The organism is Algoriphagus aquatilis (assembly GCF_042657405.1).
GTDB lineage: Bacteria > Bacteroidota > Bacteroidia > Cytophagales > Cyclobacteriaceae > Algoriphagus > Algoriphagus aquatilis.
Window position 1 is genome coordinate 44421 of record NZ_JBHSKS010000006.1, and the last position, 25871, is coordinate 70291.

Here is a 25871-nt window from a genome sequence, read left to right on the forward strand (position 1 = left end):
GAGATTAACTCTAAGCCCATGAAAACCAATTTGTCAGAAAGTGAAAAGGCACCGCTCCAATCGATCGAAGAATGGGAGGATGATTTACTAGTCCGATACCCTGAACCAAAAAGCAAGCAGGCAAAGGCTAAAGATGATTACCGAAACTATCACGATTCCGAGCGTGTCAATACCGTGAGGGAGTTTTATAAACTGAATCATACCTATCAGACTTATGACTTTGTGGTTGGGAAGGAAAAGGAGTTTTTGAAGTTTGAAAAAAAGGAAATGCCCTTTTGGGATGCGGTAAACTACCTGAACACGCTGGTAGATGATTCTGATCCCGACACCAATCTTGATCAATTGCAGCACTTACTTCAGACTTCAGAAGCCATTCGACAGGATGGGCATCCTGATTGGTTTGTTTTGACTGGGTTTATTCATGACTTGGGAAAGGTACTATGTCTTTTTGGCGAGCCACAGTGGGCAGTCGTAGGTGACACGTTCCCGGTTGGCTGCAAGCATTCTGATAGCATCGTATATCCTGAGTTTTTTGCGCTCAATCCTGATTCTACTGATGAGCGATTCAATACCAAGTACGGCGTCTATTCCCATCACTGTGGCTTGGACAATGTGAAGATGTCATGGGGACACGATGAGTACCTCTATCAAATGTTCAAAGATTACCTTCCTGAACCTGCCTTGTACATGATTCGCTACCACTCTTTTTATGCGCAGCATCGGGAAAATGCCTACGATCACTTGCTGAGCGATCACGACCGCGAGATGTTTAAGTGGGTGGATAAATTCAATCCTTACGACTTGTATTCTAAAGTGCCTGTGCCGCCCGATGCCAAAGCGCTCAAGCCTTACTATGAAGACTTGGTAGCCAAATATTTGCCTTCAGTGGTCAAATTTTAAAAACTGACAATTTTCTATTCGGGGGGTGATGATTTCATCCCCTTTTCTATTTACACCACCCAATCTAGCCTTCTTGTACATGCTTACGGTTCTCACCTTTGTAGGCTTCACCCTGTTGGTGGCCTTTTTCTCTTGGTATAAACTCCGAAATGAAAATCTCAAATCCCGTGAAGGGTATTTTTTAGGAGGAAGGAGCCTCACAGGTGGAGTGATTGCAGGATCGATGATTTTGACCAATATTTCTACCGAGCACTTGATCGGCATGAATGGATCCGCTTATAAAAACGGAATGATCATCATTGCCTGGGAGGTGACTTCGGCGGTTGCATTGGTTATCGCCACGTTTTACTTTTTGCCAATCTATATGCGGATGGGGCTAGCGACCATTCCGCAATATTTGGCTCATCGCTACGATGAGACGACCAAGACCATAGTCTCGGTGCTGTTGATGCTGTCTTTTGTATTCACGTTACTTCCCATCGTCTTGTATACCGGAGCGATCAATCTGGAAAGCATTTTCAATGTTTCTCAGGTATTTGAGATCAGTAAATCTCAGGGGATTTGGTTATCGGTTTTGGCCATAGGGGTAATTGGATCGGTCTATGCGATTTTTGGGGGATTGAAAGCTGTAGCCTATTCTGACACACTCAATGCCATAGGATTGGTTATCGGAGGATTGGCTGTGCCGGCTTTTGCACTATGGGAAATCGGTGACGGAAGTATGGCGACTGGCCTTACAAAAGTTTACGAAGCTGTCCCTCAAAAATTCAATGTCATCGGCGCCGAAGATTCTGTCCTACCCTTTAGCACCTTGTTTACCGGTTTGATGATTAATCAACTCTATTTCTGGGGGATGAATCAGACAATCATACAGCGGGCTTTTGGTGCCGAAAACATGGCTGAAGCACAAAAAGGACTTCTTTTCACCGGAGTTTTCAAGATCTTAATTCCGCTGATCATCGTGCTCCCGGGAGTGATTGCCTTTTATTATTTCGGGGAAGAATACTTTGGAGAGCAGGACATGATCTATCCTGTTTTGGTGAAAAAGGTCCTGCCGATGAGCATGATTGGATTTTTTGCCGCGGTGGTGCTTGGGGCGGTGTTAAGTACGTTTAATTCCGTACTCAATTCAGCTTCCACGATCTTCAGTTTGGATATTTACAAAAAGATCATCCATCCCAATGCTACCGAATTTCAGTTGGTGAAAATAGGAAAGCTGAGCGCATTAGTACTGGCGGTGGTTTCGATCCTGATTGCGCCGATGGTCGCGAACGCGCCAGAAGGATTGTATCAGCTGATGCAGGAGTTGAATGGCATTTTCTTTATCCCGATCGCTTCGGTTTTGATGGCAGGATTTTTCTGGCCAAAAATATCAGCTGCCGGAGCCAAAGCCGGATTGGCAGTGGGATTGTCTTTTTACCTGCTGACCACCTTCATCATCAAAGTGAATTTGCATTTCATCCACATTTGGGGGATTGAGTTTGTGCTCAATCTTTTGGTGATGTATCTCGTGAGTTTGAAATTCCCTCCAAAAGAAATGGTCACTCTACCTCCTGGACCAATTAACATGGAAGGATGGCGGTATGCAAAACCTTTGGCGGTGGTGCTCTGCGTGGTTACGGTGTTGATTTATTGGTTTTTGGGGAGGTAGGTAAATTAAAAATGAACACTCCATTTTGTTTAAGGAGCAAATCAAAAACCATGTAATTTGAAAGTTAAACTTTCAAATTACATGGTTTTTAAAAGTAAAGTCTGATCGATTGTAGCTTTTCCAAAGTTCCAAACTTTGGAAAAGTTCCTTCCAGCAACAGGCTGAAAATAAAAAAGGCTCACATTTCTGTGAGCCTCAGTACCCAGAGCCGGAGTCGAACCGGCACGAGTGTAACCTCATTGGTGTTTGAGACCAACGCGTCTACCAATTCCGCCATCTGGGCATTTCATTTGAAATCCGTTCCTTCTTGAACGGGCTGCAAATATGAATACAAAAATGATTTCCTACAAACTCATTTCTCCACTTCCTGCAATTTTTTTGTACTGAATGCTTGTGGCTTTTCTGCAAAAAGGGCCTTGGTAAAGCTCCAGACAGATTTAAAGAGCTCAGAATCACGATACTTGTTCAGTGCTTCTTCGCTTTCCCAATGGCTGTAAGTCATGAAAATATTTTTTTCATGATCATCTTGCCAAAGCTCTAAATGCTTGCAGCCGGGTGAATTTCGGATAGAAAGTTTATTGGCTTCAAAGTTTTTGAGAAAAGCTTCCACCTCTTCAGGACGGAAAGTCATGCGCACGATTCGGATCAACATCAGCTACCAAAGATTACATACACCACACTGTCCTGCTTTAGACCAAGCAAGCTTCCTCCATGTCCATGGTTAATGCCGATTTCCAGTAAATCAAGGCTATTGAAGAAAGCATAGGGATCACCGGCTTCTACCTGATCGTAACCTGTTTGCAGGCGATTTACAGTTTCCCTTCCAAATTGAATGGTGAAACTTCCGGGATTCAATTTTTCGAAAATCTCTTTTTTGATATTGGTAATCAGGTTGCCATATCGATCCACTCGTATGACGTGACCGATGATTTGTTCTCGGGTGGCTTTCGCTTGTCTGGACATCAGTTTTTTGAAGGAGGAAGAAGGCCCTCCAAAATCATGAATGGCTGCTCCCGAAGCTACTTTCGCGGCTATCGGAGCCAAAATATCCCGTGTCGGAAACGTAGAATCTTTCACATGGATATCCGCAAACTGCACAATGATCCCTGGATCGTAATCAGCGAGCATACTCAAGACACCATTATTTGGACCGATGAAAATATGATCTTCCAGTTTGATACCAATATATCCTGCGGTCATGGTTCCAGTGGTGTTTACCCCCACTAGATGGACAGTGCCTTTTGGAAATTCCCTAAAAGTCGACCTGAGAATGAATGCTGCCTGCTCGAGATCAAATGGGTTGATGGTATGGGAAATATCGACGATGTGCAGTTGTGGATTGATGGAAAGCATCTTGGCTTTCACAGCAGGTACGTAATAATCTTTATCCCCGAAATCAGAGAGGAATGTCACCAATGCCATACAAGCAAGTCGATTAAAATTGTATTTTTGTTTGAGGGGGGAGTGAACAAAAATAGAAATTTTATTCTTTTGCCTTCAAGGTTAATCTAATCAATACACGAGTTTGGTCGAAAAAGTAATCACCCTAGAAAATGTCCCATTGGCTGAGTTTTTAGGCACAGCCAATGAAAATATCCGACAAATTGCCCAGGCTTACCCTCAGAGCAAAATTGTATCCAGAGGTAATGAAATACGAATTCAAGGTAGCGCCCCTGAAATCCTCCGAATCAATGACCTGATCAATTTGCTTTTGGAGCATTTTGATCGGTTTGGACATATCACTCCCGAAAACGTCAAAGATTACCTTGATATCGAAGGCATTCCTTTTGAAGAGGCAAGTCGTGATCAGGTGATTGTTTTTGGAAATAAAGGCCTTGTCATCAAGCCCAAGTCTGCCAATCAGCGGAAGTTGGTTGATGCTGCCATGAAAAATGATTTGGTTTTTGCTCTCGGCCCTGCCGGTACAGGTAAAACCTACATTGCGGTGGCTTTGGCTGTAAGAGCTTTGAAAAACCGAGAAGTAAAGCGAATCATCATCACCCGTCCGGCAGTAGAAGCGGGAGAAAACTTAGGGTTTTTGCCAGGAGATCTTCAGGAAAAATTGGATCCTTATCTCAGACCGATCTACGATGCTTTGCAGGACATGGTGCCACCTGAGAAGCTGAAATACTACCAAGAAACCCGCGTCATTGAAATTGCTCCACTCGCCTACATGCGTGGTCGGACGCTCCATGATGCTTTTGTGCTCTTGGATGAGGCGCAAAACACCACGAGTGAGCAGATCAAAATGTTCCTTACCCGAATGGGCCCCAACTCCCGGGTGATCATCACAGGAGACCAAACTCAAGTTGATCTTCCTGTCCGACAGAAATCCGGATTGTCCGAGGCATTACGTATTTTGAAAGACGTGAAAGGAATCGGCATCGTCAATCTCAGCGGAAAAGACGTGATCCGTCACAAGTTGGTCAAAGCCATCATTGAAGCCTACGAGAAAAATCAGGAGGAAAGGGAACAGTACCGAAATGAGGCTCAGATTAGAAAAAATAACGGATAATTCTCTTCTTCGGGAGGCTTTTGCCATCCGAAATCAAGTCTTTGTCCTCGAGCAAAATGTGGATCCTGCGCTTGAACGGGACGATTTTGAAGCCACTTCCCATCATTTTATTGCCTTTCTGGAGGAAATCCCTGTTGGGGCAGCCCGCTGGAGAGTCACTGACTATGGGGTCAAATTGGAGCGTTTTGCGGTTCTTAGAGAGTTTCGAGGTAAAGGAATAGGTCAAGCACTGGTTTCAGAAGTGCTGAAAGACATTGCGGCTAATCCTGAAGCTGCCGGTAAAATTAAGTACCTCCATGCCCAACTTTCCGCCATGGGACTTTATTCCAAATTCGGTTTTGAAAAGGTGGGAGATCTTTTTGAAGAATGTTTCATCCAACATTACAAAATGCAGTTGGCTTGATCATTGTTACCAAGTCAGTCAAACCAACTGTTACCTTTTATGAGAAAATCAATTTTATCATTTCTTCTTGTAGTCAGCCTGGGAGTCGCCGGCTATGCCCAACAGGTCATTTCCTCTTCAGGTACTCGGAATCCCAACTTGGGAACTTTTGAAAATGAGCTTAAAGTCAATTTTATGAACCTGATTCTTCTGGGTTCTTTTGAAATTGGGTACGAACGCTATCTCAGCGAAAGTCATTCGCTCGAGTTTCAGGTTTTGGCCAATGACCGATTTGGCTTTAACTCTGAAGGAAAGGGTAAAATCTACAAAACCAATTCAGCCATGACTGCGCTGAATTTTTATTTTGGCAACAAACCCAATGGGCGTTTTCATATGTATCCTTTTGCCAAAATCAGGTTTGGAGAATTTGAGGAACCGACCAACTCAGGTGGAATTACCACCACAGACATGACGGCCTTTATTCTGGGAGCTGGATTTGGATACAAATGGGAAGTGTCTCGGCATTTTGCCTTTGGTCCTTATGCAAGTGTAGGACGTGGATTCGGAGAGGCAGCCAATGCGCGCTTTTCTCCTGTGGAGCTCAATGGAGGTTTCAGCCTAGGCTACCGCTTTTAATCGAACTTGGAGAAACTGCTATAAAGAGCCTTTCGGGGCTCTTTTTTTTGCCTGATTTATTTTACCTTAAGGTTTAATTTTTTTTCAAACATGAGATTTGCTGACTTTCCATTTTTAAGGTACTTGCCTTTTTTGGTGACGGGTATTCTCCTTGCCAGCTTTTTACCAGTAGGTTTTGAGGTTATTTCCCTCGGTTTACTCGGTGTAGTATGGATCATGTATTTGGTTGGAGTAGCCAAAAAAACTCCTGTTTCACTTGGGTTTTCCAGCAGTTTAGGCTACCTGCTTTTGCTGGTTTTGGGTTGCTTTATTGGATCTGAAAAAAAAGAAGCTTCGCTTTCCGTTGATGCTTGGCAAGGAGCCACCATGTATTTGGCAGAGGTGAAGCGATTTGATATTCAAAAGCCCAATTCTTCCGAAAATCTCTTGGAAGTATTTTCCATCAGAGACAGTCTTGGGTGGAAAAAGACCCAAGGAAAGGTATTGATCTACCATCAATTGTCCTCCTCACTTCAGCCAGGTGAAGTGGTCTTGGTCAACAAAATCCCCGAAATTATCCCTTCTCCATCCTTTCCGGATGAGTTTGATTATCGGGGGTTTTTGGCGAAAAAGGACATTCATTTCCGCCAATTTATTCGCTCAGGCTTGGTAAAAGTGGATTTTTCCAATACCAGAAGCCTTGAGTTTGCAATAGATCGGTTGGGCTACTTCCTTTCCAATCTTATTGATCAAAAGGTTGAGATTGCCGAATCCAAACAGATCGCCAATGCCCTGTTGCTCGGTCAAAAAGAGTCACTCGACAAAGAGATCAAAAAAGCCTATTCTGAGACGGGCACCATGCACATACTGGCGGTTTCCGGACTGCATGTCGGGATTATTTATGCCATTCTTTTGCTCCCGCTCAGGCGATTTAAGGACGATTCCAAGTTTCGAAAAGGCTATTTATTGGCGGTGGTTGTCTTGATTTGGTTGTATGCGTTGATGACCGGTTTTTCGCCTTCGGTGGTGCGCGCATCCACGATGTTTTCTTTGGCCACTGCCGGTCAGATGCGCAAGAAAAAACCATCCATCTGGAATATCTTGGCGTTTTCCGCCTTGCTGATGATGGTGGTGGAGCCGGAAGTGATTTTTGATGTAGGGTTTCAACTGTCCTACCTCGCTGTGGCTGGTATTGTGGGTTTGCAGCCTGTGATTGTGCGATGGTGGATTCCCGGCAATTTGGTGCTGGAGTACTTTTGGCAATTGGCTGCAGTGAGCATAGCCGCACAGTTGGTGACATTTCCACTTTCTGTTTTCTATTTTCATCAGTTTCCCACCTACTTTCTGCTTGCCAATCTCGTTGTGGTTCCGCTCGCGTTTTTAATTATGGCGGTAGGGGTTCCTTTTTTGTTTTTAGGCTGGATACCGATGTTAGGTGAGGTCATGGGATGGCTGGTGAATTGGATGATTTACTTCCAAAACCAGATCACCTTCTTTATCCAACTTTTGCCTTTGGGGAAAATTGACCGGCTGACGATCACTTTTTCAGGGATGATGTTGGTTTGGATTTTACTCTTGATTTGGGGCAATTGGGAATTAGGCAACCGGAAAAAGCTGGTCGTTTTGGGGATGGTATTTTTTGCTACTTGGGGAGTCGAAGGTCTCTTTCGCGAAATCAATCGTCCAACCGAGCAGCTTTGGCTTTTCAAAAGAGGAAATAAGGAAGCCATTTTGGACATGAATCTTGGCGGCCATCACCTTTCTTGGAATCAGAGTTTCCCTCTCGATCAACTCTCTTTTTCTATAGATCCGAATAGGCTGACCGAAAAAAGGTCACACATGCCCGAACCGATGCGAGGAGTTTGGCAGGATTCTATTGTTTGGTTTCCGGGTTTGGATGTCAGATTTTTTCCAGGAAAAAATGAAATCAGTTGGGGAAGTAGAAAGCCTGAGAAAATTCAGGATTTTCGCAGAGATAATTCAGGAGAAAAGCCCCAATCTCAATCTAATTTGGATCAAAATGCAGGCTTTCGGGCAATTTTCTAAGTTCCGTTTGCCTAAGCTTTTTTCTAAACCTAATTTATCATCCTAAAGTCCACGCACCATGGAACGCGCCGTACTCACACAGGTAGAAAACCAACTGGGATTCATCACCCTCAATAGACCCGAAAAGAGAAATGCTCTGAGTCCACAGTTGATCACAGATTTGGCAGAGGCTTTTTCCGAAATGGGAGCCAATCCTAACGTAAAAGTTGTCATCCTGCAAGCCAAAGGCCGAGCTTTCTGTGCGGGTGCGGACCTCGAGTACATTCAATCCTTGCAGAATTTTACGTTCGAAGAAAATCTGGAGGACAGCCATCGACTCAAGCTGCTGTTTAGCCAGATTTATGAGTTTCCCAAAGTGGTCATTGCCAAAGTTCAAGGTCATGCCTTGGCGGGAGGCTGTGGCCTGGTGACTGTCTGCGATTTTGCGTTTGCGGATTCGGATGCGCTTTTTGGATATACCGAAGCGAAAATCGGATTTGTACCGGCTTTGGTCTCGGTCTTTCTTGCAGAGCAAATCGGGCATTATCGGGCCGGGGAACTCCTGATTTCGGGCGAAATGATTTCTGCCAAAAAAGCCGATGAGTTTGGCCTGATTACCGGGCACATGAGTGGAGATTCACTCGATCATTGGGTAGCGCATGAATTTGCGGCCAAACTGATTCGTGAAAATTCCGCCTTTTCTATGAGTGAGACCAAACGATTGCTCAGATCTTTGGGTAAAGAAGCCCGAGATCGAGCTTTGGACGCGGCAGCGGAGGCCAATGCTCGCGCCCGTGTCCATGAAGATTGCAAAAAGGGAATTGCAGCATTTTTAACGAAAAACAAACCGACCTGGTAAGTGACCCACGATCCACGACATATACTCAAGCAGGTATTTGGATTTGACGACTTTCGTCCTGTCCAAAAGGATGTCGTGGACTCGGTGATTTCCGGTACAGATACCTTGGCGATTTTACCCACTGGAGGAGGAAAAAGCCTTTGTTACCAAGTTCCCGGATTGGCCAAAGAAGGGATTTGCTTGGTCATTTCTCCTTTGATTGCTTTGATGAAAGATCAGGTCGATAACCTGAAAGCACGTGGGGTCAAAGCCGTAGCGATTTATTCGGGGATGAGCTTTCGCGAGATCGATACGGTACTGGACAACTGCATCTATGGTGACTTCAAGTTTCTCTACGTTTCTCCTGAGCGTTTGAAAACAGAGATTTTCATCGAGCGATTCAAGCAGATGAATATCAATCTGATCGCAGTTGACGAGGCCCATTGTATTTCCCAATGGGGCTATGATTTTCGTCCTTCCTACCTCGAAATCGCCCAAATTCGCGCCTTTCACCCCCAAGTAAATGTGATTGCCCTGACGGCTTCGGCGACTCCGGAGGTGTGTAAGGATATCTTGGAAAAGTTGGAAATGACTCGATTCAGGGAGTTTCACCAGAGTTTTTCCAGAAAAAATCTCAGCTACAGTGTCAGAATCGTCGAAAACAAACTTGAAAAAGGAACTGAAATCCTCAATCGAATTCCCGGTACAGCGATCTGGTATGTAAGAAATCGCCAAGGCACGCAGCAGCTCGCCAAAGCACTCAATCAAATGGGGATTTCTGCAGCGGCCTATCACGCAGGCATGTCCAGTGCCGATCGCTCTGCCAAGCAGGAAGCTTGGAAAAATAACCAAGTACGGGTGATGGTCAGCACCAATGCCTTTGGGATGGGGATTGACAAGCCGGATGTGCGGGTCGTCATCCACAGTGACTTGCCTGAAAATCTCGAAAACTATTACCAAGAAGCTGGCCGAGCAGGTCGGGATGGAAAAAAGGCGTTTGCTGTGCTTCTGGCCAATGAACAGGATTTTGAGCAGGTGCTTGGAAGAGCGGCATTGGTCTATCCCCCGATCGAATACCTGCGCAAGGTTTACCAATGCCTTGCTAATTATTTCCAACTGGCGGTTGGGACGAATATGCTCAGCAGTTTTGATTTTGATCTTTCGGACTTTTGCCAGACCTACAAGCTTCCGGTTTTGGACACGTTTTATGCCCTCAAAGTATTGGAAGAAGAGGGATTTGTGGAGTTCAACGAGAGCTTCTTTGCGCCTTCAAGGGCGCATTTTCGCGTCGATCCCAAGCGACTTTACGAGATCCAAATCCAATATGCCAAGCTGGATCCTGTGATCAAGATGATGCTTCGAACCTATGGCGGCAATCTTTTCTCCGAATACATCCGGATTCAGGAGTCCAAACTGGCCAAGTCCCTAGAAATGAAAGAATACGACCTGATCAAGGCCCTTCAACAGCTGGCAAAGCTGGAAGTCTTGGATTATGATCAGCGAAAAGATACTCCGCAACTCACTTTTCTCACCCAGCGCTACGATGCTGCCAAGTTGCCGTTCAACTTTCAGCGGATCAAGCTCCGCAAAGAGCTGACCCTGGAAAAAGCCAAGAGTATGGTCGAGTATGCGCATCAGTCGCGCATTTGCCGGTCTCAATTTATTCAGGAATACTTTGGAGAAAAGACCGATCAGGAATGCGGTATTTGCGATCTCTGTGTTGAGAGGAAAAAGTCAGATCAGGCAGAGTTGACTGAAGAGACATTAAAGAATAAGATCCTCGAAACTTTAGCCCGATTTGGGGAGTTAGGGGAATACGAAGTGTTTGAAAAAATCAACAAACCCGCCTCCTCCAATCATCTCCGATTGCTCCGGCAGCTGGTCGATGAAGGAAAGGTTTCAACCGCCTCCGAAGGCCAATACAAACTCAATTCGAATGGGTAATTTTCTGGATGACTTACTTAAAAAAGTGTTTAGGCCTTCTGAAAAGTTGCCCTTGAATGTGAAGGAGAATTTTTTGATCAAGGATAGTGAATGGAAGGATTTGGAAAGCTGGTTGGAAACTCAAGAGTCCAAAGACCTTTTTGCCCTGATCTATAAAAATTACCACTTCAAGCGCACCCAGATCAATGAGACTCCCCAAGTACATATTTTCTCTTCCCCGTATGCCAATGGGTTTGCGGTGAGCTACGAACCACCCTTTGATCCCAAGTCTTTTTCCAGACTGTTTCTGGGGTTGAGCAGGCGGATTTTGGCGCAGGGCTACAACCAAGTCAGCCTGGATCGAAAATACGAAGAGGTCAACGACCGGGTGAAAGTCACCGAAAAGTTTTACTTTAAGCCACCCTTACAACTGCCTGAAGAAGGCGAATTGATTTCCCAGATTTACGGTAACGTGGCTTTGGAGAAAATCACCCTTGACAATCAGCCCAGTTACCTCAAACTCCTGGTGACGGTCTATTCCGATCGCCTGTTTCAAGATGCCAAACCCTTCGATCAATTTCTCGATCGCTTATTTCAAAGACCTGAAAATGGATAGAATTACGCTCAAAAACCAACTGGAATCCTACCGTACACCCTACGAAGAAGAAGCTCATTTCATTCAGGATTTTTCTGAATTGACCCAAGATCCGCTGGCTTACAAGCGGGAGCGATTGGAAGGTCATTTTACCGCTTCGGCCTGGATAGTCAATGAGAAAAGAACACATACGCTGTTGACCTTGCACCGCAAACTCGGACGATGGCTCCAACTTGGAGGACATGCCGATGGCAATGAAAATCTGATCGAAGTGGCGATGAAAGAGGCGGAAGAGGAAAGTGGGCTGAAGTCCTTGAGATTGGTGGATGAGAATATCTTTGACTTGGATAAGCACATCATCCCACAGCGCCCACACGTACCGGAGCATTTTCACTTTGATGTGCGCTACCTTTTCGAAGCAGACATCAATGAACCTTTGATCATGAGTGATGAAAGCATTTCTTTGGCTTGGATCACCTTCGATTCGGTGGTGGATATGATCGGTTACAATCCTTCCATCCTTCGAATGCTTGAAAAAACCTCCAAATCAGAAATTTTGCTCTGATGATTAAAGTCGAAGCTTCCCAACTCAAATCTGAATTTTCTTTTTCAACGCCCATTCAGGTTCGATTTTCGGACATTGATGGCTACCTGCATGTGAATAATGGGGTGTATTTCAGCTATTTTGAGCATGCGCGCGCCGTTTTTTTATACCAAGTTGCGGATTGGAATGTGATGACTATCGGCACAGTCGTGGGGAGAATTGAGATCGATTACCTGCGTCCGATCCACTTGGAAGATCAGGTGGAGGCCTTGGTCAAATGTTCCCGATTGGGAAATTCTTCCTTTGACCTTGAGCAGTTTTTGATCGGGAAGGATGCCAAGGGAAATGATCATGTATTTGCCAAATGCAAGTGCGTAATGGTAGCGGTGGATATGAAAACCATGAAGCCGGTTCCCATTCCCGTCCAAGCCCGTGAAAAGTTGGCCCTCATCTAAGGTCTTCGCCCCTGTGATTGTCCTCACTCACAGCACACTTTGCTTTTTAATTCTCAATCGTATTTATCACGGAGTGCGAAATTCTCAAGCATAAGTTTGATTCAAGAATATGGATACTTAGTATGGTTGAAAATAAATTTCCGTGAGTGAAGACACACACGGAGGCCAATTCATGCCTATTAAGTTGGCCAAAATGCCGACAGTCTTCTCTAGCCCTTTTTCCCTATCTTTGCCCAAAATTTACCCCGTGAACAAACTTTGGATTCTTGGCTTGCTTTGCGTGAGCCTTTTTGCCTGTAGCCCTAGTGAGGAAGAACTGCTGAAAGCTGGAATTGAGAAAATGGATGCCCAGGCTTGGCCTGAGGCGGTCACTTATTTTGATCAGTTGCTCGAAAAGAATCCTGCCAATGCCACGGCGCTCAATGCCAAGGGAGTTGCGCTTTTCCAGCAGGGGAAAATTGAGGAAGCCATTCCTGTTTTTGACCAAGCCATCACTGCCGATTCGACCAATTACAAGCCTTGGTTCAATCGGGGAAATGCTAAAATGGAGTTGAAGAACTACAGGGAAGCACTTGCCGATTTCAATTTGGCTTCTGCTTTGGATCCTACTCAATTGGATATTTTGTTCAACAGAGGCACAGCACTACTCAATATGGAGGAGTATGAAGATGCCCTTTTGGACTTTCAAACTCTCCTTCAGTCTGATCCCAACAATGCCGAGGCGCACTTTAGAAAAGGAAAAGCTGAGTTGGGAATGAGTGATCCGATTCACGGAATGGAGTCTTTGACCAATACTGTGAACCTCGATCCCAAAAATGCGGAGGCCTATTACCTGTTAGGCGTGACTCGAATGAGTGCTTTGGGACAGAAAAATGAGGGTTGTGCCGATCTTAAAATGGCACTTTCCCTTGGATATTCGGAGGCCGAAACCTGGATCAAAGACTTCTGCGAAAAGTAAATTATGGCGCTAATTGGTACCGATATCGATTTAGCCCAATCCTTTTTGAAAAATGGGCAGCTCGTGGGGATTCCTACCGAGACGGTCTATGGACTTGCAGGAAATGCGCTGAATCCTGAGTCGGTTGCCCTGATCTTTGAAACCAAAAACCGTCCTACGTTCGACCCGCTCATTCTCCATACTTCTTCTTTGGAAAGAGTGGGAGAGTTTGTGTCTGATTTTCCGGAGGAACTTAAGCAGCTGGCAAAGAAATTTTGGCCGGGCCCTTTGACTTTGCTTTTACCCAGAAAACCTATCGTTCCCGATTTGGTCACATCCGGATTGGATAGAGTAGCCGTTAGAGTTCCCAATCATCCCTTGACATTGACTTTGTTGGAGCAATTGGAATTTCCCCTAGCAGCCCCCAGTGCCAATCCATTTGGCTACATCAGTCCCACTCAAGCGGCGCATGTGGAGGCTCAATTGGGTGAAAAAATCCCATATATCTTAGACGGCGGACCTTGTGCTGTGGGGTTGGAGAGTACGATCGTGGGAATGGAAGGAGAGGAAATCGTGATCTATCGTTTGGGTGGATTGGAGATTGGTGAAATAGAAGATGTCGTCGGGCCAGTCAAAGTCAAAGATCACAGTTCCAGCAATCCAGCTGCACCGGGACAATTGGACAGCCACTATGCTCCGAGAAAGCCGTTTTTGTTGGGGGATTTGAAGACGTTGATTGCTAAAAAACAAGCTGAGGGAGTTGATTTTGCAGTATTGAGTTTTTCAGATGCTTTTGAGCAAATGCCCCAAGAAAAGCAGATTGCCTTGAGTCCATCAGGTGATCTTCATGAAGCTGCGCAAAATCTTTTCGCAGCCATGCGAAAGTTGGATGAAACCCCTGTTCAGGTAATCCTCGCCGAACTGATGCCTGAAACCGGCTTGGGCCGTGCGATCAACGACCGACTTCGAAGAGCGGCTGTGAAGGGTTGAAGAATGAATTTTGAAAGCTGAAAAGTTAGCAAGTTTGGAGGCATGGAAGCAGGGGGGTAATGTGGAAGCCTTTCCGAAATCCGAAATCTGAAATCCGAAATTTCAAATCTCCCAATAGCCACTTCTTTAACTTTCCCTGATTTTGATTCCCTTTTGGCTGAAATTGGCTTAAATTCAGGCCAGTTTTTACGAAAACCAATTCAACATCTATTAAACCAATCCTATGAGTTTGAATGTAAAAAATGTGGACAGCCTCAATTTTGCAGGCAAAAAGGCCCTGGTTCGAGTGGACTTCAACGTGCCCTTGAATGAAGACTTTACTGTTTCTGATGATACCCGTATCCAGGCAGCAGTCCCTACGATCAAGAAAATTTTGAAAGATGGCGGTTCGGCCATCCTGATGTCTCACCTCGGCCGTCCAAAAGGAGGTCCTGAGGATAAATATTCCCTGAAGCATATCATCTTAGCTGTAGAAGCTGCCTTGGGTCAATCCATCCAATTTGCCACAGATTGCATCGGAGCCGATGCTGCTGAATTGGCAGCTGGTCTTGGTTCTGGTGAAGTGCTGCTATTGGAAAACCTTCGCTTTTACAAGGAAGAGGAAAAGGGGGACAAAGACTTCGCTGGTAAATTGGCCAAGTTGGGAGATGTGTATGTGAACGATGCCTTCGGTACCGCTCACAGAGCGCATGCTTCCACGGCAGTAATCGCAGAATTTTTCTCCGAAAAAGTAGCCGGCTACCTGATGGAATCCGAGTTGACCAATGCCGACAAAGTATTGGGTAATCCTGAGCGTCCATACACGGCAATTATGGGTGGAGCCAAAATCGCCGACAAAATTTTGATCATTGAGCGTTTACTTGAGAAAGTAGATAATCTCATCATCGGTGGCGGGATGTCTTACACTTTTGCAAAAGCGCAAGGTGGTAGCATCGGAACGTCTCTATTGGAGGCGGACAAGATGGATTTTGTATTGGAACTGATGGAAAAAGCCAAGGCAAAAGGGGTAAACCTGATTTTGCCGGTGGATACCATCATTGCAGATGCATTTTCCAATACTGCCAACCAAGGTGTTGCCAACAAAGGTGAAATCCCTGACAACTGGATGGGCTTGGATATCGGGCCAAAAACTCGAGAGCTCTTCGGGAAGACAATTTTGGAATCCAAGACTATCCTTTGGAACGGTCCGATGGGTGTGTTCGAAATGGAATCTTTCGACAAAGGAACTAAGGCAATCGCCGAATACGTGGCAGAAGCTACCCGAAAAGGTGCCTTCTCACTGATCGGCGGTGGTGATTCAGCAGCTGCGGTCAATAAATTTGGCTATACCGATCAGGTATCCTACGTGTCTACCGGTGGTGGTGCCTTGCTCGAGCATATGGAAGGTAAAGTACTTCCTGGAGTAGCTGCGCTGGCGGAGTAATCAGATAATTTTAAGGCCATTCGGAAGGATGGCCTTTTTCTTCATCTTTTCTTCATCTTTCTGTTTCAAATTGCCATCTCAACATTTCCTTTTGCCATGACCAGGATCGTCTTGTTATTCGTCTTACTCTTTGCTTCGGGAATTACCTTGGCTCAGACAGAAGCTCCGAAAAAAGCGGTGCCTAGCCAAGTGCAGGCAGGAGAAGCCGGTAAAAAAGTGGGTATTTCCAGTGCAGCAAGGAGAAGTTCTCTGCCGGGCACGATAAATCCTACCGGTAAAACTAATGCAGATACTGATGGACCAAAAGCAGATGGTCCCAATAAGCATGTTCCCAATGGTGGTGGTCCAGCCAACCGACCTGAGGTAAGAGTTCCGAAGAATAGACCAGGAGGACCAATTACCCGTCCTACCGGTACTCCCGGAACTCGACCCAATGTGCCTCCGGGAACCCGACCTACGGTGCCGCGACAGCGTCCACCGGGTGGATAAGGTGGCGGATTGATTTTTTATCCTGAATATACCTTAACCCACTTTTCCGGATTTTTGATAATTCGGATTCACCCAACTTCCCGACCACGTTTGTCCATGAGAAAAGGTCTGGTCCTTACTTTCCTCCTTCAGCTATTTTGGCTTGCCTCGGGTAAAGCCCAAGATTTGGATTCTCTTGCCGATACGACTGAAACAAGTGTGTCTGATTACCTTTTTTTGAGTTCTGGATATCAGAATAGAGTCAGTTTTATGGCAAGGGATTTTGGACAGAAAATTCCCCTTTACACAGCCGACGTGATGTATTGGCACAAATCCGGGATTTACTTGAATGCAACGCTAGCGAAGTTTTTTGTCACGGATCTTTCTTGGCAAAAGGGAATAGGAGGAGGATTTTCGAGACAACTGACCGCTAAGACGGATATCGACCTGTCCTATAATCAATTCTTCGGTGCCAGCAATCTCAATCAAACCGGGAAGGATAATATCGGTATCCTACAGACTAGCCTAGGCTTGGATTGGGGATTGCTTTACTCCACCACACAGCTGATGTATTTGGTCAATCAGCCTGGTGACTTTTTTCTGATCAGCCGCCACTCGAGATACTTTGAAGTGGATCGAAGGATCGGAGGAAAGGGAGTTTTGTCATTTGAACCCCGACTTACATTTTACTTGGGCACCAGTAACTATTACCGAATCGGAGGATACGACCTTACCTGGAGACAATATTTGGACACGCAGCGCTTTGTCACTCAGGGTCTGGATTTGGCGATTCCCGTGACCCTCAGTCTTGACAATCTGGAATTTCAGCTAGAGCCCCGATGGGTAATTCCTACGCAGGTTCCTGAATACGATTTCTCTGCCCAAAGCTTTCAATTGGCCCTCAAAGCCACCTATGCTTTTCCCCTAAAAAGAAAAAAATGAGAATCCTCCTTGTAGAAGATGAGCGGCCCTTGGCGAAGGAAATCAGTGATTTTCTCCAGTCAGAGCATCATGTAGTCGATGTGGTCAGCAGCAAAAAGATGGCTTCCGAAAACTTGGCAGTCAATTCCTATGACTTTGCACTGGTGGATTTGGGACTTCCTGATGGAGATGGGCTCGACCTGCTACAGGATGTGAGTCGCTATCAAAAAGATGCCTCGGTCATTATTCTCACTGCCCGAACCGAAGTAGGGGACAAGATTCTCGGACTGGAAAGCGGGGCGGATGACTACCTCTCCAAGCCTTTTTCGCTCTTGGAGTTGAAAGCTAGAATGCAGGCCATTCTCCGAAGAAAAAGTGGCTGGAGAAAAGATGTGATCCAACTGGGCGGTTTTGAAATTCATCTAAACGAGCCCTTGGTGGCTTTTGAAGGCCAAGAAATCAAGCTGACCAAAAAGGAATACATCCTTTTGCAGTTTATGCTCATCAACAAAAACCGGGTGCTCAATCGGTTCCAATTGGCAGAACACCTTTGGGGAGATCAGCTCGATGACGAGTATCAGTCTAACTACATCGATGTGCATGTCAAGAATATCCGCAAAAAGCTCAGTGCATTTGGCCCGGTCGAATGGCTGGAGACCGTGCGTGGGCTTGGTTACAAACTGATCGCCTGACATGAAGCTTTTTCACAAACTGTTGATTTTTAATCTACTGGGGAAAGGGTTGTTTCTCTTGGTCTTTTTGATGTCAGGGCCGTATCTCTTGAGCTACCTGATTTTGAAAAATACCGATCGGCAGTTGATCGAGAAAAAGAGTGAAGTGATCGAAATGATCCAAGCTGAGGGGATTGAAAATTTTATTTCCGAAGAAAATCCCGAGGAAGGCTTTGGTTCCTACAACATTCTGAAGGAAGAGTACATTTTGCTGGAAAAGGCAGGAGCTGAAAGCTTTTTGCAAGACAGCATTTTTGTGGAGAAGCGAATCATCGAAGAGGAAGAGATCAGCTACCGCGTGTATGCTGACTTGATTGAGATCGGTGGCGTCACGTACCTCTTGGAAATCGGCCGAAGTCTCAGTACGATTGAGCAGATCGAGACGATTTTTTACCGAATCGCGATCGGGATTCTATTTTCCTTTTTGGCGCTTTCCTTTTTCCTCGATTCGATGATCAGCAAGCGGATCATGGCGCCTTTCAACAAAATCATCCAAACCAAAATCGCTCGCATCAACGAGCCTCAGGAATTTCATGATCAGTCGATCGAGAGTTCGACACAGGAATTTGAGCTGCTGGATCAGGCAATTTCAGAGATGATGAAGCGTATACAGAAATCATTCAATCAGGAGCGGGTGTTTATTTCCCATGCTTCCCACGAGCTCAAAACCCCTATTTCGGTGCTTCAATCCAAGTTGGAGGCGATTTTTGGAGATGAAAATCTGAGCCCTTACCAGAGTGAGAAGTTGATGGACATGCAGAATACTCTGCAAAAGATGAAAAAATCTGTCAATGCACTGCTTCTCCTTTCCAAGGTCAACAATGCGCAGTTTATCAAAACCGAAACAGCCGACTTACAAGAAATCCTCGAAAGCTTACTGGAAGACTGGGTAGCTATTGGGGCTGACCAGGGAGTCACGCTCCAAAAAGGCAAACTTGATCCCTTTATTTTTTCCGGTACCAATTATTCCCTTTGTCAGATGATGATTCAAAATGGGCTGAGCAACGCGGTGAAGTATGTCAGTAGTGGGGGGGAGATTTGGCTTTCCGGAATCAAAAAGTCCGATCAGTATGAAATCGTGATTGAAAATGACGGGGAAGGAATTGACGACAAACTATTCGCTCAGGTCAAAAACGGGCTTGTTTTCTTGAAAGATGTAACCAAAGAGAAGTCTGGTTTTGGGCTGCAGATCATGTTTAAGATTGCCATTTTTCTAGGTGTGACTTTGGAGGTTACTTCTGAAAATGGAAAAACTAGGGTTTCTTATCGATTCCCCATTGAGGATCAAACTCGGTGATTTTATGTTATGAATATCCGCAATTTTGCCACTAGGCAGGTCATTGGTTCTAAAGATCGCGGATATTCGTCGACTGACCACAGACCACAGTCCACAGCACCTTTAATCAAACTTCAAACCTTCTCTTATTTGGCAACTGGTGGAAAGCGGATAAACATTTTTTATTTTTTTGAAAAAAAAATCGAAAAAAATCAATTTTTCATTTTCCCTTCATCTTGACCTCTGAATTTGGTCACGTTAACCAAAACAGCTAAATCATGAAATACCTCAAGAACCTTCTTTTCCTGTCGTACTTGCTTTTTATGGCAGCATGTACTGAGCAAGATGAATTGGCGGCTGTCGCTGAACTGACGGCCCAAGATGCTACAGCAATCGATTTGGCCCAGACCTCAGGCCAGTTGGCTAGTGGAACAAGTTTTACGATTAGCGGAAATTCTTTTCAGATGGGCACCATCAATGCTCGTATTTCGGATGACTCTGAAACCGCCAAAGGTCCGGGAGGCATGGGCCTTAAAGGATTGGGAAAAGGCAAAGGCGGACACAAGGGGATCATGGATGGATTGAATCTACTTGCTCCAAACGATGAAATCCTTGCCATCATCGAAGCAGAAAGTGCCGGAGATATGCGCGGATTCCGCATATTTAAATTTGGCGGAGCTACCATCACCCATTACGATGCCTCAGGCAATGTGGTCAATCTGCCTGTTTTCAATTCGGTAGATGGCCCCCATGGTGGACATAGTGGCAACCAATTTCCTGAATTAGATTCCTTGTTGAGTCTAATTGCTAAAACCAAGGTGGATTTTGGTGCAGGAGTGACCATCACGAGACATGAGCAGGAGATCACGAGAAAAGGAGTGATTGAGATTCAGCGAACCAAGGTGGATAATGTGCTTACAGAGAAAATTGAGTTTAAAAGCTACTCCGTCAATGATATCCAAATCAGTGGATTGAAAACTACGGTGTCTGAGTTTGACAAGACCACGGGAAAAGGCAGTGTGAAGTCCAGCGTGGCTAATGGTAAGTTTGTTTTTGCCGACGGCGAAGAGGCTATCTGGACCTCTGAGAAAAGCAGAACTTCGGAAGTCGTACGTGGCGAAGACTCCCGCAAGCCGATCAGTGGCTCGATAGTGACTACTGTCAAAACCAAAATTGCGACAGCTTCTGGTAAGGTGATCTATTCCCATGAGACTACTACACCATTGGAAATAGACCTTTCTTGCCAGGGAAGAAGAAGAGGACCTATCGAAGGAAAAGTGGAAACACGCTATCGTGACAATACGATCACAGTGGATTATGGCAACGGTACTTGTGCTAATCAGACCATTACCATCACTGTCAACGGAGAAACAACCACCAAGACAATAGGCGGTTAAGTTGGGTTAATTGGAAATCAAAAAAACCGACTCTTTTGAGTCGGTTTTTTTGTGGTCTATCACTTTTCCAAAGTTCTAAACTCTGGAAAAGATGGTCTTTAAAAACTCAACTCCACCAGCACAGGAAAGTGATCAGAAGGGTACTTTTTGCCATAGTTATCCGTAAGTATGCCATGGCGAAGCACTTCGATTTTTCCATTTACGAAAATGTGATCGATGATGCCATCAGGCATTCGCTCCCAGTCAAACCCGGTAAAAGTGCCTACTGGACCGTAGGACGGCACTTTTGAAATCAATCGGGCATCCTTCCAAGCTGGATTTGAAACGATGGTTTGATAGGCAGCATTATCCGGAGTCACATTGAAGTCACCCATCCAGATCACAGGTAGGTTTTCGCGGTTGATTTCCTTGATTTTTGATGCCACAAGTTTGCTGCTTTCTTCACGGGCTTGCTGTCCGATGTGGTCGTAGTGGATATTGAAGACGTAAAACCGCTTTCCGCCTTTTGCCTTGAATCGGCCCCAAGTACAGATTCGATTGAGGGCGGCATCCCAGCCCTTGCTCGGTGAATCAGGAGTAGGAGAAAGCCAAAACGTACCTGAATCCTCCAGCTGATACTGCTTTGGATCGTAGTGAATAGGGGAAAACTCTCCTTTGTCCTTCCCGTCATCTCTTCCGACACCGATGGATAAGTAGCCTAAGCCTTCGTTGATCTGTTTCAATTGATGGGCTAGGGTTTCTTGTGTACCAAAGAGTCCGATTTGGTGAAATTGGATCAAATGGATCACATGTGGGGCACGGTCTTTCCAGAGATTTCCGGCATCGCCGGGATTGTCCCAACGGATATTAAAAGTGGCAAAACGGTGCGTTTGGGCTACTGTCTGAGAAAAGCTTGACAGCGCTATCACAAAGGTCAGGAGAAAGTAAGGGAGGATTTTAAACTTCATAGCGGTGAACTAATTCATGGAAAAAGGCTTATCAGTTAAAATTGCACGTTAATTTCGTTACATGAAAACCATTTATCCCAAAGACCTTTCTGTTCCCGAGCTTCAGGCGATTTTACAGGGAGCGGTGGCGCCTCGACCCATTGCTTTTGCAAGTACCATCGATAAGGAAGGGAATGTCAACCTGAGTCCCTTCAGCTTTTTCAACCTGTTCAGTGCAAATCCTCCGATTTTGGTCTTTTCACCTTCCAGAAGAGTAAGAGACAATACCACTAAGCATACCCTTGACAATGTACATGAGGTTCCTGAAGTAGTCATTCACATCGTGGGTTTTGAACTCGTAGAGCAGATGTCTTTGGCCAGTACCGAATATCCCAAAGGAGTCAATGAGTTTGAAAAGGCAGGGTTGACTGGGCTGGCTTCAGACTTGGTTTCTCCTCCGAGAGTCAAAGAAGCACCGGTGGCATTTGAATGCAAAGTAAATGAAGTCAAGTCCTTGGGAGACGGTGGAGGGGCCGGGAATCTGGTGATCTGTGAAGTCATCAAGATTCATCTATCCGAGTGGATATTAGATTCCAAGGGCGTGATCGATCCTTATAAACTTGATCCTGTGGCTCGATTGGGAGGAAATTGGTATTCCAAAATCACTCCGGATTCCCTTTTTCAGATCCCAAAGCCCTTGACTACACTTGGGATTGGGGTAGATCAGATTCCGGAGGAAATTCGAAATAGTCCCGTATTAACTGGAAATAACCTGGGTAGATTGGGAAATGTGGAGCAGTTACCGAGTAAGGAGGAGGTTTTGCTTTTTGCTCAAACTGAAGAAATTCAGGAAATGAAAAAGCGATTTTATCTGGATCCGGAGTCGTGGCTTGACCACCTGCATCGTTGGGCCAAGGAGGAATTGGAAGAAGGAAATGTGGAATTGGCTTGGAAGATTTTGCTCCAAAAGCTATAAATAAAATGAGCCCCTCAAAAGTTGACTTTTGAGGGGCTCTGAATTTATTGAAAAGCTTACCTTACTTGATGGAAATATCTTGAGGCATTCTCACCTGTACTCCCTGATAGTGTTTCAGCTTTTGGACTTTTTGGTACAAAGGGTATTGGTCACCCAGCTGCGCATGAAGGACTCTTGCCTGCACTTGGTCGGTGAAGCTGTTCATGAATTCTTCAAACCAAGGCTTTTTCTCAGGGAAATAGACTACTCGGTAATCTTCACCCGCTCCGATTTTTGCCGCTGCAATTTCGATTGCGGTATCCATACCTCCCAAGACATCGACTAAGCCTCTTTCCTTAGCTTGAGTTCCTGTCCATACACGTCCTGAGGCGACTTTTTTCACAGAGTCAGGATGCATGCCACGACCTTCGGCCACGCGGGTGATGAAGGTTTCGTATCCGTCTTCCACGCCTGATTGAATGATGGTTCGCTCCACTTCGGTAAGCGGACGGGCCATATTCATAAAGTCAGAAAGCTGTCCTGTAGATACCACGTCTGTGGTCACGCCCAGCTTATCATTGATCAATTCCTGTACATTAAACATCAGTCCGAAGATTCCGATGGATCCGGTGATGGTGTTTGGCTGAGCCACAATGGTATCTGCCGGTGCAGAGATGTAATATCCACCTGATGCCGCTACTTCTCCCATGGAAACGATGACGGGTTTGGCTTTCTTAGCTTCAGACATTTCTCTCCAGATGACTTCAGACGCCAAAATAGATCCTCCCGGAGAGTTCACTCTGAGCACGATGGCTTTGATGTCATCGTCTTTTCTCGCTTTACGGATTTCTTTGGCAAATTTTTCTGAGCTAATTGCGCCGTCTACATCACCATCCACGATGTCACCTTCTGCTAGGATTACCGCAATTCGATTTTTAGAGGTGATGTTTTTGCTCTTGGCTAAAGAGCCCAAATCTGTAGCATTGATGGTGGAGATTTGATCATCTTCAGTTAGACCTAGTTTTTCTTTTAAGATGGAGTGAACTTCATCTTCATACTTCAAGGCTGTGGCCAATCTGTAGGTAACTGCGTCTTTTGGCTTTCTTACCAGCATCTGGTTATTGACCTTCATTAGGCTGTCCACCGCCATTCCCCTCGACTCTGCTATCAACTTCACCGCATGATTATTGATGTCGTCGAGGAAATATTGAGTCTGCAATCTGTTTTCAGGACTCATTTTGTCCAGGATAAATGGCTCCACAGCGCTTTTGAATTCGCCTACACGAAAGACTTCCGGCTTGATTCCTACTTTTTCGAAGAAACCTTTGAGAAAAATTGCCTCAGACGCAAACCCGTTGAAGTCGATTCCTCCCAGCGGATTGAGATAGATTTCATCTGCTACAGAAGCCAGAAAATAGCCTCCTTCGGAATAGGCTTCATCGTAGGCTACGATAAATTTTCCTGATTCCTTGAAGTCAATCAGTGCCTCTCTCAACTCAAGCAGATTGGCCTGACCTGCGATAATCAACCCGGTATTGAGGTAGATTCCTTTAATATTTTCATTGGTTTTGGCTTCGGAGATCGCCTTTTTCAAGTTGACCAAACCTGCATTCATGTCACCGCCGAAGGGGTCTAAGAATGAACCAAATTTCAAGTCTTCCTCAGAGGTGCGCTCCACGAGCATACGACCATTGAGATTGAGGTGAAGAATGGTATTTTCCTCTACGGTGACTTCTTTGTCGGAGGAAGCAGCGATCATGCCGATGATCCCAAAGAAAATCAGGAAGCTGACGATGCTAAAAATGAACAGACCGACGATGACGGCCAACACATTTCCAAGAAACTTCATAGTTGTTATAATTTATACGGACGAAATTAATCTATTTTGAAAGAGCTTTACAAAGACTCGAGTGATAAGCGATGCAAACTGAGGTTGTACTATGTCTAGGGGGTAACAAGGGTGATCGGGAAAAGTTGCTTTCTCGTGCAGTAGAATCCCTTTGCTCCCGATTTCAGCTGGTCAAACTGTCCCCTATCTACGAAACTGAAGCTTGGGGAGGTGTGGCCAAAGGGAAATTTCTCAATCAATTGGCAGTGATCTCCACTTCTTGGTCTGCCTGGGAAGTTTTGGAAGCAATTCAAGAAATAGAAGCAGAGCTAGGTCGCACACGCGAAGAGCCTTGGGGCGACCGAACGATGGATATCGATATCCTTTTTTATGGTGAAGAATTTATTGACACAGAAAAGCTTAAAGTGCCTCATCCTTTTATTGCCGAGCGTAAATTTGTCTTGGTTCCCTTATTGGAACTTTTCCCAGATAGAAAACATCCGATCTCAGGTAAAACTTTCGCTCAAATGCTAAGAGAAAGTGAGGATAAAAGTGAGATTGAACCCTATTTCTGAAAGAATAATAAAAGAAAAATCCCGCCTGTAGAGCGGGATTTGAATTTTTAAAGTCCTGAAACTTCTGCTTCCGGATGGATTTTTTTGACCAATCCCTGCAATACTTTGCCAGGTCCGCATTCCACAAATTGAGTGGCTCCGTCTTTCACCATGTGTTGAACCGACTGGGTCCACTTTACGGGTGCAGTGAGCTGCGCGATGAGGTTCCTTTTGATTTCATCTACGTTGGATACTGCGGTGGTGCTCACGTTTTGGTAAACAGGGCAGATCGGCGTATTGAATTGAGTGGATTCGATAGCTTTTTGGAGTTTTTCTCTGGCAGGCTCCATCAAAGGAGAGTGAAAGGCTCCGCCTACAGGAAGTGGAAGTGCTCTTTTGGCACCGGCAGCTTTCATTTTTTCGCAGGCAACTTCGATGCCTTTATTCGAACCTGAAATCACCAGCTGTCCAGGACAGTTATAGTTAGCAGCCACGACGATTTCGTCGGTAATCTCGGCACAGATTTCCTCTACTTTTTCGTCTGCCAACCCAAGGATGGCGGCCATGGTAGACGGATTGATTTCACAAGCTTCCTGCATGGCCATTGCTCTTTGGTAAACCAATTTCAAACCATCTTCAAATGCCAACGTACCGTTAGCCACCAAAGCGGAAAATTCGCCCAAGGAATGTCCAGCCACCATGTCCGGAGCAAAGTCAGGTGTGGTTTTGGCCAAAACTACGGAGTGAAGGAAAATGGCAGGCTGAGTCACTTTGGTTTGCTTCAATTCTTCCTCTGATCCTTCAAACATGATGTCGGTGATCCGAAAACCTAGGATTTCATTGGCTTGTTCGAACAAGGCTTTTGCCTCAGGATTTTGCTCATACAAGGTTTTTCCCATTCCCGGGAATTGGGCTCCTTGGCCCGGAAAAACAAATGCTTTCATACTATAATTTTTAAAATGCTTATAGATTTTGGCTTCAATGGGTTTCAGTTACTTCATTTTGTCTGAAAACAAATTTGC

The 25871-nt window shown here is 45.3% G+C and carries 26 protein-coding genes and 1 tRNA gene; 21 read left to right on the plus strand and 6 right to left on the minus strand.

Annotated elements, in window-relative coordinates:
• Positions 1-18 precede the first annotated feature (18 nt).
• Together ACFPIK_RS09425 and ACFPIK_RS09430 are read left to right on the plus strand one after the other, a co-directional pair.
• On the plus strand, positions 19-900 hold the full coding sequence (locus tag ACFPIK_RS09425) for an inositol oxygenase family protein (RefSeq protein ID WP_377914562.1): 882 nt from the start codon (positions 19-21) through the stop codon (positions 898-900).
• Between the two features lie 79 nt (positions 901-979).
• A complete protein-coding gene (locus ACFPIK_RS09430; protein ID WP_377914564.1) occupies positions 980-2551 on the plus strand; it encodes a solute:sodium symporter family transporter in 1572 nt (523 codons plus the stop codon).
• A gap of 199 nt (positions 2552-2750) precedes the next feature.
• On the opposite strand, the gene ACFPIK_RS09435 is transcribed toward ACFPIK_RS09430, so the two are convergent.
• From ACFPIK_RS09435 to ACFPIK_RS09445, 3 genes are all read right to left on the minus strand, one after another.
• Positions 2751-2834, minus strand: a tRNA-Leu gene (locus ACFPIK_RS09435).
• Between the two features lie 69 nt (positions 2835-2903).
• On the minus strand, positions 2904-3203 hold the full coding sequence (locus tag ACFPIK_RS09440) for a putative quinol monooxygenase (RefSeq protein WP_377914566.1): 300 nt from the start codon (positions 3201-3203) through the stop codon (positions 2904-2906).
• Positions 3203-3973 (minus strand): SAM hydrolase/SAM-dependent halogenase family protein, encoded by a 771-nt coding sequence (locus tag ACFPIK_RS09445; protein ID WP_377914568.1) that lies wholly within the window; start codon positions 3971-3973, stop codon positions 3203-3205. The genes ACFPIK_RS09440 and ACFPIK_RS09445 overlap by 1 nt, the downstream gene beginning before the upstream one ends.
• Before the next feature lie 103 nt (positions 3974-4076).
• Between ACFPIK_RS09445 and ACFPIK_RS09450 the strand changes: the two genes are divergently transcribed.
• From ACFPIK_RS09450 to ACFPIK_RS09530, 17 genes are all read left to right on the plus strand, one after another.
• The gene (locus ACFPIK_RS09450) at positions 4077-5066 is read left to right on the plus strand and encodes a PhoH family protein (protein ID WP_377914570.1); all 990 of its coding nucleotides are present in this window, start codon (positions 4077-4079) and stop codon (positions 5064-5066) included.
• The gene (locus ACFPIK_RS09455; protein ID WP_377914572.1) at positions 5035-5469 is read left to right on the plus strand and encodes a GNAT family N-acetyltransferase; all 435 of its coding nucleotides are present in this window, start codon (positions 5035-5037) and stop codon (positions 5467-5469) included. Before ACFPIK_RS09450 ends, ACFPIK_RS09455 begins: the two co-directional genes overlap by 32 nt.
• Before the next feature lie 39 nt (positions 5470-5508).
• Positions 5509-6084: a DUF3575 domain-containing protein gene (locus tag ACFPIK_RS09460; protein WP_377914574.1), complete on the plus strand. Its 576-nt coding sequence runs from the start codon at positions 5509-5511 to the stop codon at positions 6082-6084.
• Positions 6085-6174: 90 nt separating this feature from the next.
• Positions 6175-8109: a ComEC/Rec2 family competence protein gene (locus ACFPIK_RS09465; protein ID WP_377914576.1), complete on the plus strand. Its 1935-nt coding sequence runs from the start codon at positions 6175-6177 to the stop codon at positions 8107-8109.
• 58 nt (positions 8110-8167) lie between these two features.
• Positions 8168-8947 carry an enoyl-CoA hydratase/isomerase family protein gene (locus tag ACFPIK_RS09470; RefSeq protein ID WP_377914578.1) on the plus strand — a complete coding sequence of 260 codons (780 nt, stop codon included), beginning with the start codon at positions 8168-8170 and terminating at the stop codon, positions 8945-8947.
• Positions 8948-10870, plus strand: a complete 1923-nt coding sequence (locus ACFPIK_RS09475) for a RecQ family ATP-dependent DNA helicase (RefSeq protein WP_377914580.1) — start codon at positions 8948-8950, stop codon at positions 10868-10870.
• Positions 10863-11465: a hypothetical protein gene (locus ACFPIK_RS09480; protein WP_377914582.1), complete on the plus strand. Its 603-nt coding sequence runs from the start codon at positions 10863-10865 to the stop codon at positions 11463-11465. Before ACFPIK_RS09475 ends, ACFPIK_RS09480 begins: the two co-directional genes overlap by 8 nt.
• Positions 11458-12009, plus strand: coding sequence for an NUDIX hydrolase (locus tag ACFPIK_RS09485; protein ID WP_377914584.1), 552 nt, complete (start codon positions 11458-11460; stop codon positions 12007-12009). The genes ACFPIK_RS09480 and ACFPIK_RS09485 overlap by 8 nt, the downstream gene beginning before the upstream one ends.
• On the plus strand, positions 12009-12443 hold the full coding sequence (locus ACFPIK_RS09490) for an acyl-CoA thioesterase (protein WP_377914586.1): 435 nt from the start codon (positions 12009-12011) through the stop codon (positions 12441-12443). The genes ACFPIK_RS09485 and ACFPIK_RS09490 overlap by 1 nt, the downstream gene beginning before the upstream one ends.
• A 247-nt stretch (positions 12444-12690) precedes the next feature.
• Positions 12691-13401: a tetratricopeptide repeat protein gene (locus ACFPIK_RS09495; RefSeq protein ID WP_377914588.1), complete on the plus strand. Its 711-nt coding sequence runs from the start codon at positions 12691-12693 to the stop codon at positions 13399-13401.
• 3 nt (positions 13402-13404) lie between these two features.
• Positions 13405-14370 (plus strand): L-threonylcarbamoyladenylate synthase, encoded by a 966-nt coding sequence (locus tag ACFPIK_RS09500; protein ID WP_377914590.1) that lies wholly within the window; start codon positions 13405-13407, stop codon positions 14368-14370.
• A 223-nt stretch (positions 14371-14593) separates the two neighbouring features.
• Positions 14594-15793 carry a phosphoglycerate kinase gene (locus tag ACFPIK_RS09505; RefSeq protein ID WP_377914592.1) on the plus strand — a complete coding sequence of 400 codons (1200 nt, stop codon included), beginning with the start codon at positions 14594-14596 and terminating at the stop codon, positions 15791-15793.
• A 96-nt stretch (positions 15794-15889) separates the two neighbouring features.
• Entirely contained in the window at positions 15890-16282 is a 393-nt protein-coding gene (locus ACFPIK_RS09510) for a hypothetical protein (RefSeq protein WP_377914594.1), read from the plus strand.
• 96 nt (positions 16283-16378) lie between these two features.
• Entirely contained in the window at positions 16379-17203 is an 825-nt protein-coding gene (locus ACFPIK_RS09515) for a hypothetical protein (RefSeq protein WP_377914596.1), read from the plus strand.
• Entirely contained in the window at positions 17200-17874 is a 675-nt protein-coding gene (locus ACFPIK_RS09520) for a response regulator transcription factor (protein ID WP_377914598.1), read from the plus strand. The genes ACFPIK_RS09515 and ACFPIK_RS09520 overlap by 4 nt, the downstream gene beginning before the upstream one ends.
• A gap of 1 nt (position 17875) precedes the next feature.
• A complete protein-coding gene (locus ACFPIK_RS09525; protein WP_377914600.1) occupies positions 17876-19210 on the plus strand; it encodes a sensor histidine kinase in 1335 nt (444 codons plus the stop codon).
• A 257-nt stretch (positions 19211-19467) separates the two neighbouring features.
• Positions 19468-20586 (plus strand): hypothetical protein, encoded by a 1119-nt coding sequence (locus ACFPIK_RS09530; RefSeq protein WP_377914602.1) that lies wholly within the window; start codon positions 19468-19470, stop codon positions 20584-20586.
• A 98-nt stretch (positions 20587-20684) separates the two neighbouring features.
• Here the strand turns inward: ACFPIK_RS09530 and ACFPIK_RS09535 are convergent, their stop codons facing one another.
• Complete coding sequence (locus tag ACFPIK_RS09535; protein WP_377914604.1) at positions 20685-21533, minus strand: endonuclease/exonuclease/phosphatase family protein; 849 nt, start codon at positions 21531-21533, stop codon at positions 20685-20687.
• A 61-nt stretch (positions 21534-21594) separates the two neighbouring features.
• Between ACFPIK_RS09535 and ACFPIK_RS09540 the strand changes: the two genes are divergently transcribed.
• A complete protein-coding gene (locus ACFPIK_RS09540) occupies positions 21595-22488 on the plus strand; it encodes a flavin reductase family protein (RefSeq protein ID WP_377914606.1) in 894 nt (297 codons plus the stop codon).
• Between the two features lie 61 nt (positions 22489-22549).
• Here ACFPIK_RS09540 and sppA read toward each other — a convergent pair whose 3' ends face one another.
• Positions 22550-24316: a signal peptide peptidase SppA gene (gene sppA / locus ACFPIK_RS09545; protein ID WP_377914608.1), complete on the minus strand. Its 1767-nt coding sequence runs from the start codon at positions 24314-24316 to the stop codon at positions 22550-22552.
• 71 nt (positions 24317-24387) lie between these two features.
• Between sppA and folK the strand changes: the two genes are divergently transcribed.
• Positions 24388-24870 (plus strand): 2-amino-4-hydroxy-6-hydroxymethyldihydropteridine diphosphokinase, encoded by a 483-nt coding sequence (folK, locus tag ACFPIK_RS09550; RefSeq protein ID WP_377914610.1) that lies wholly within the window; start codon positions 24388-24390, stop codon positions 24868-24870.
• Positions 24871-24917: 47 nt separating this feature from the next.
• Here the strand turns inward: folK and fabD are convergent, their stop codons facing one another.
• Positions 24918-25793, minus strand: coding sequence for an ACP S-malonyltransferase (gene fabD / locus ACFPIK_RS09555; protein WP_377914612.1), 876 nt, complete (start codon positions 25791-25793; stop codon positions 24918-24920).
• Positions 25794-25871: the final 78 nt, after the last annotated feature.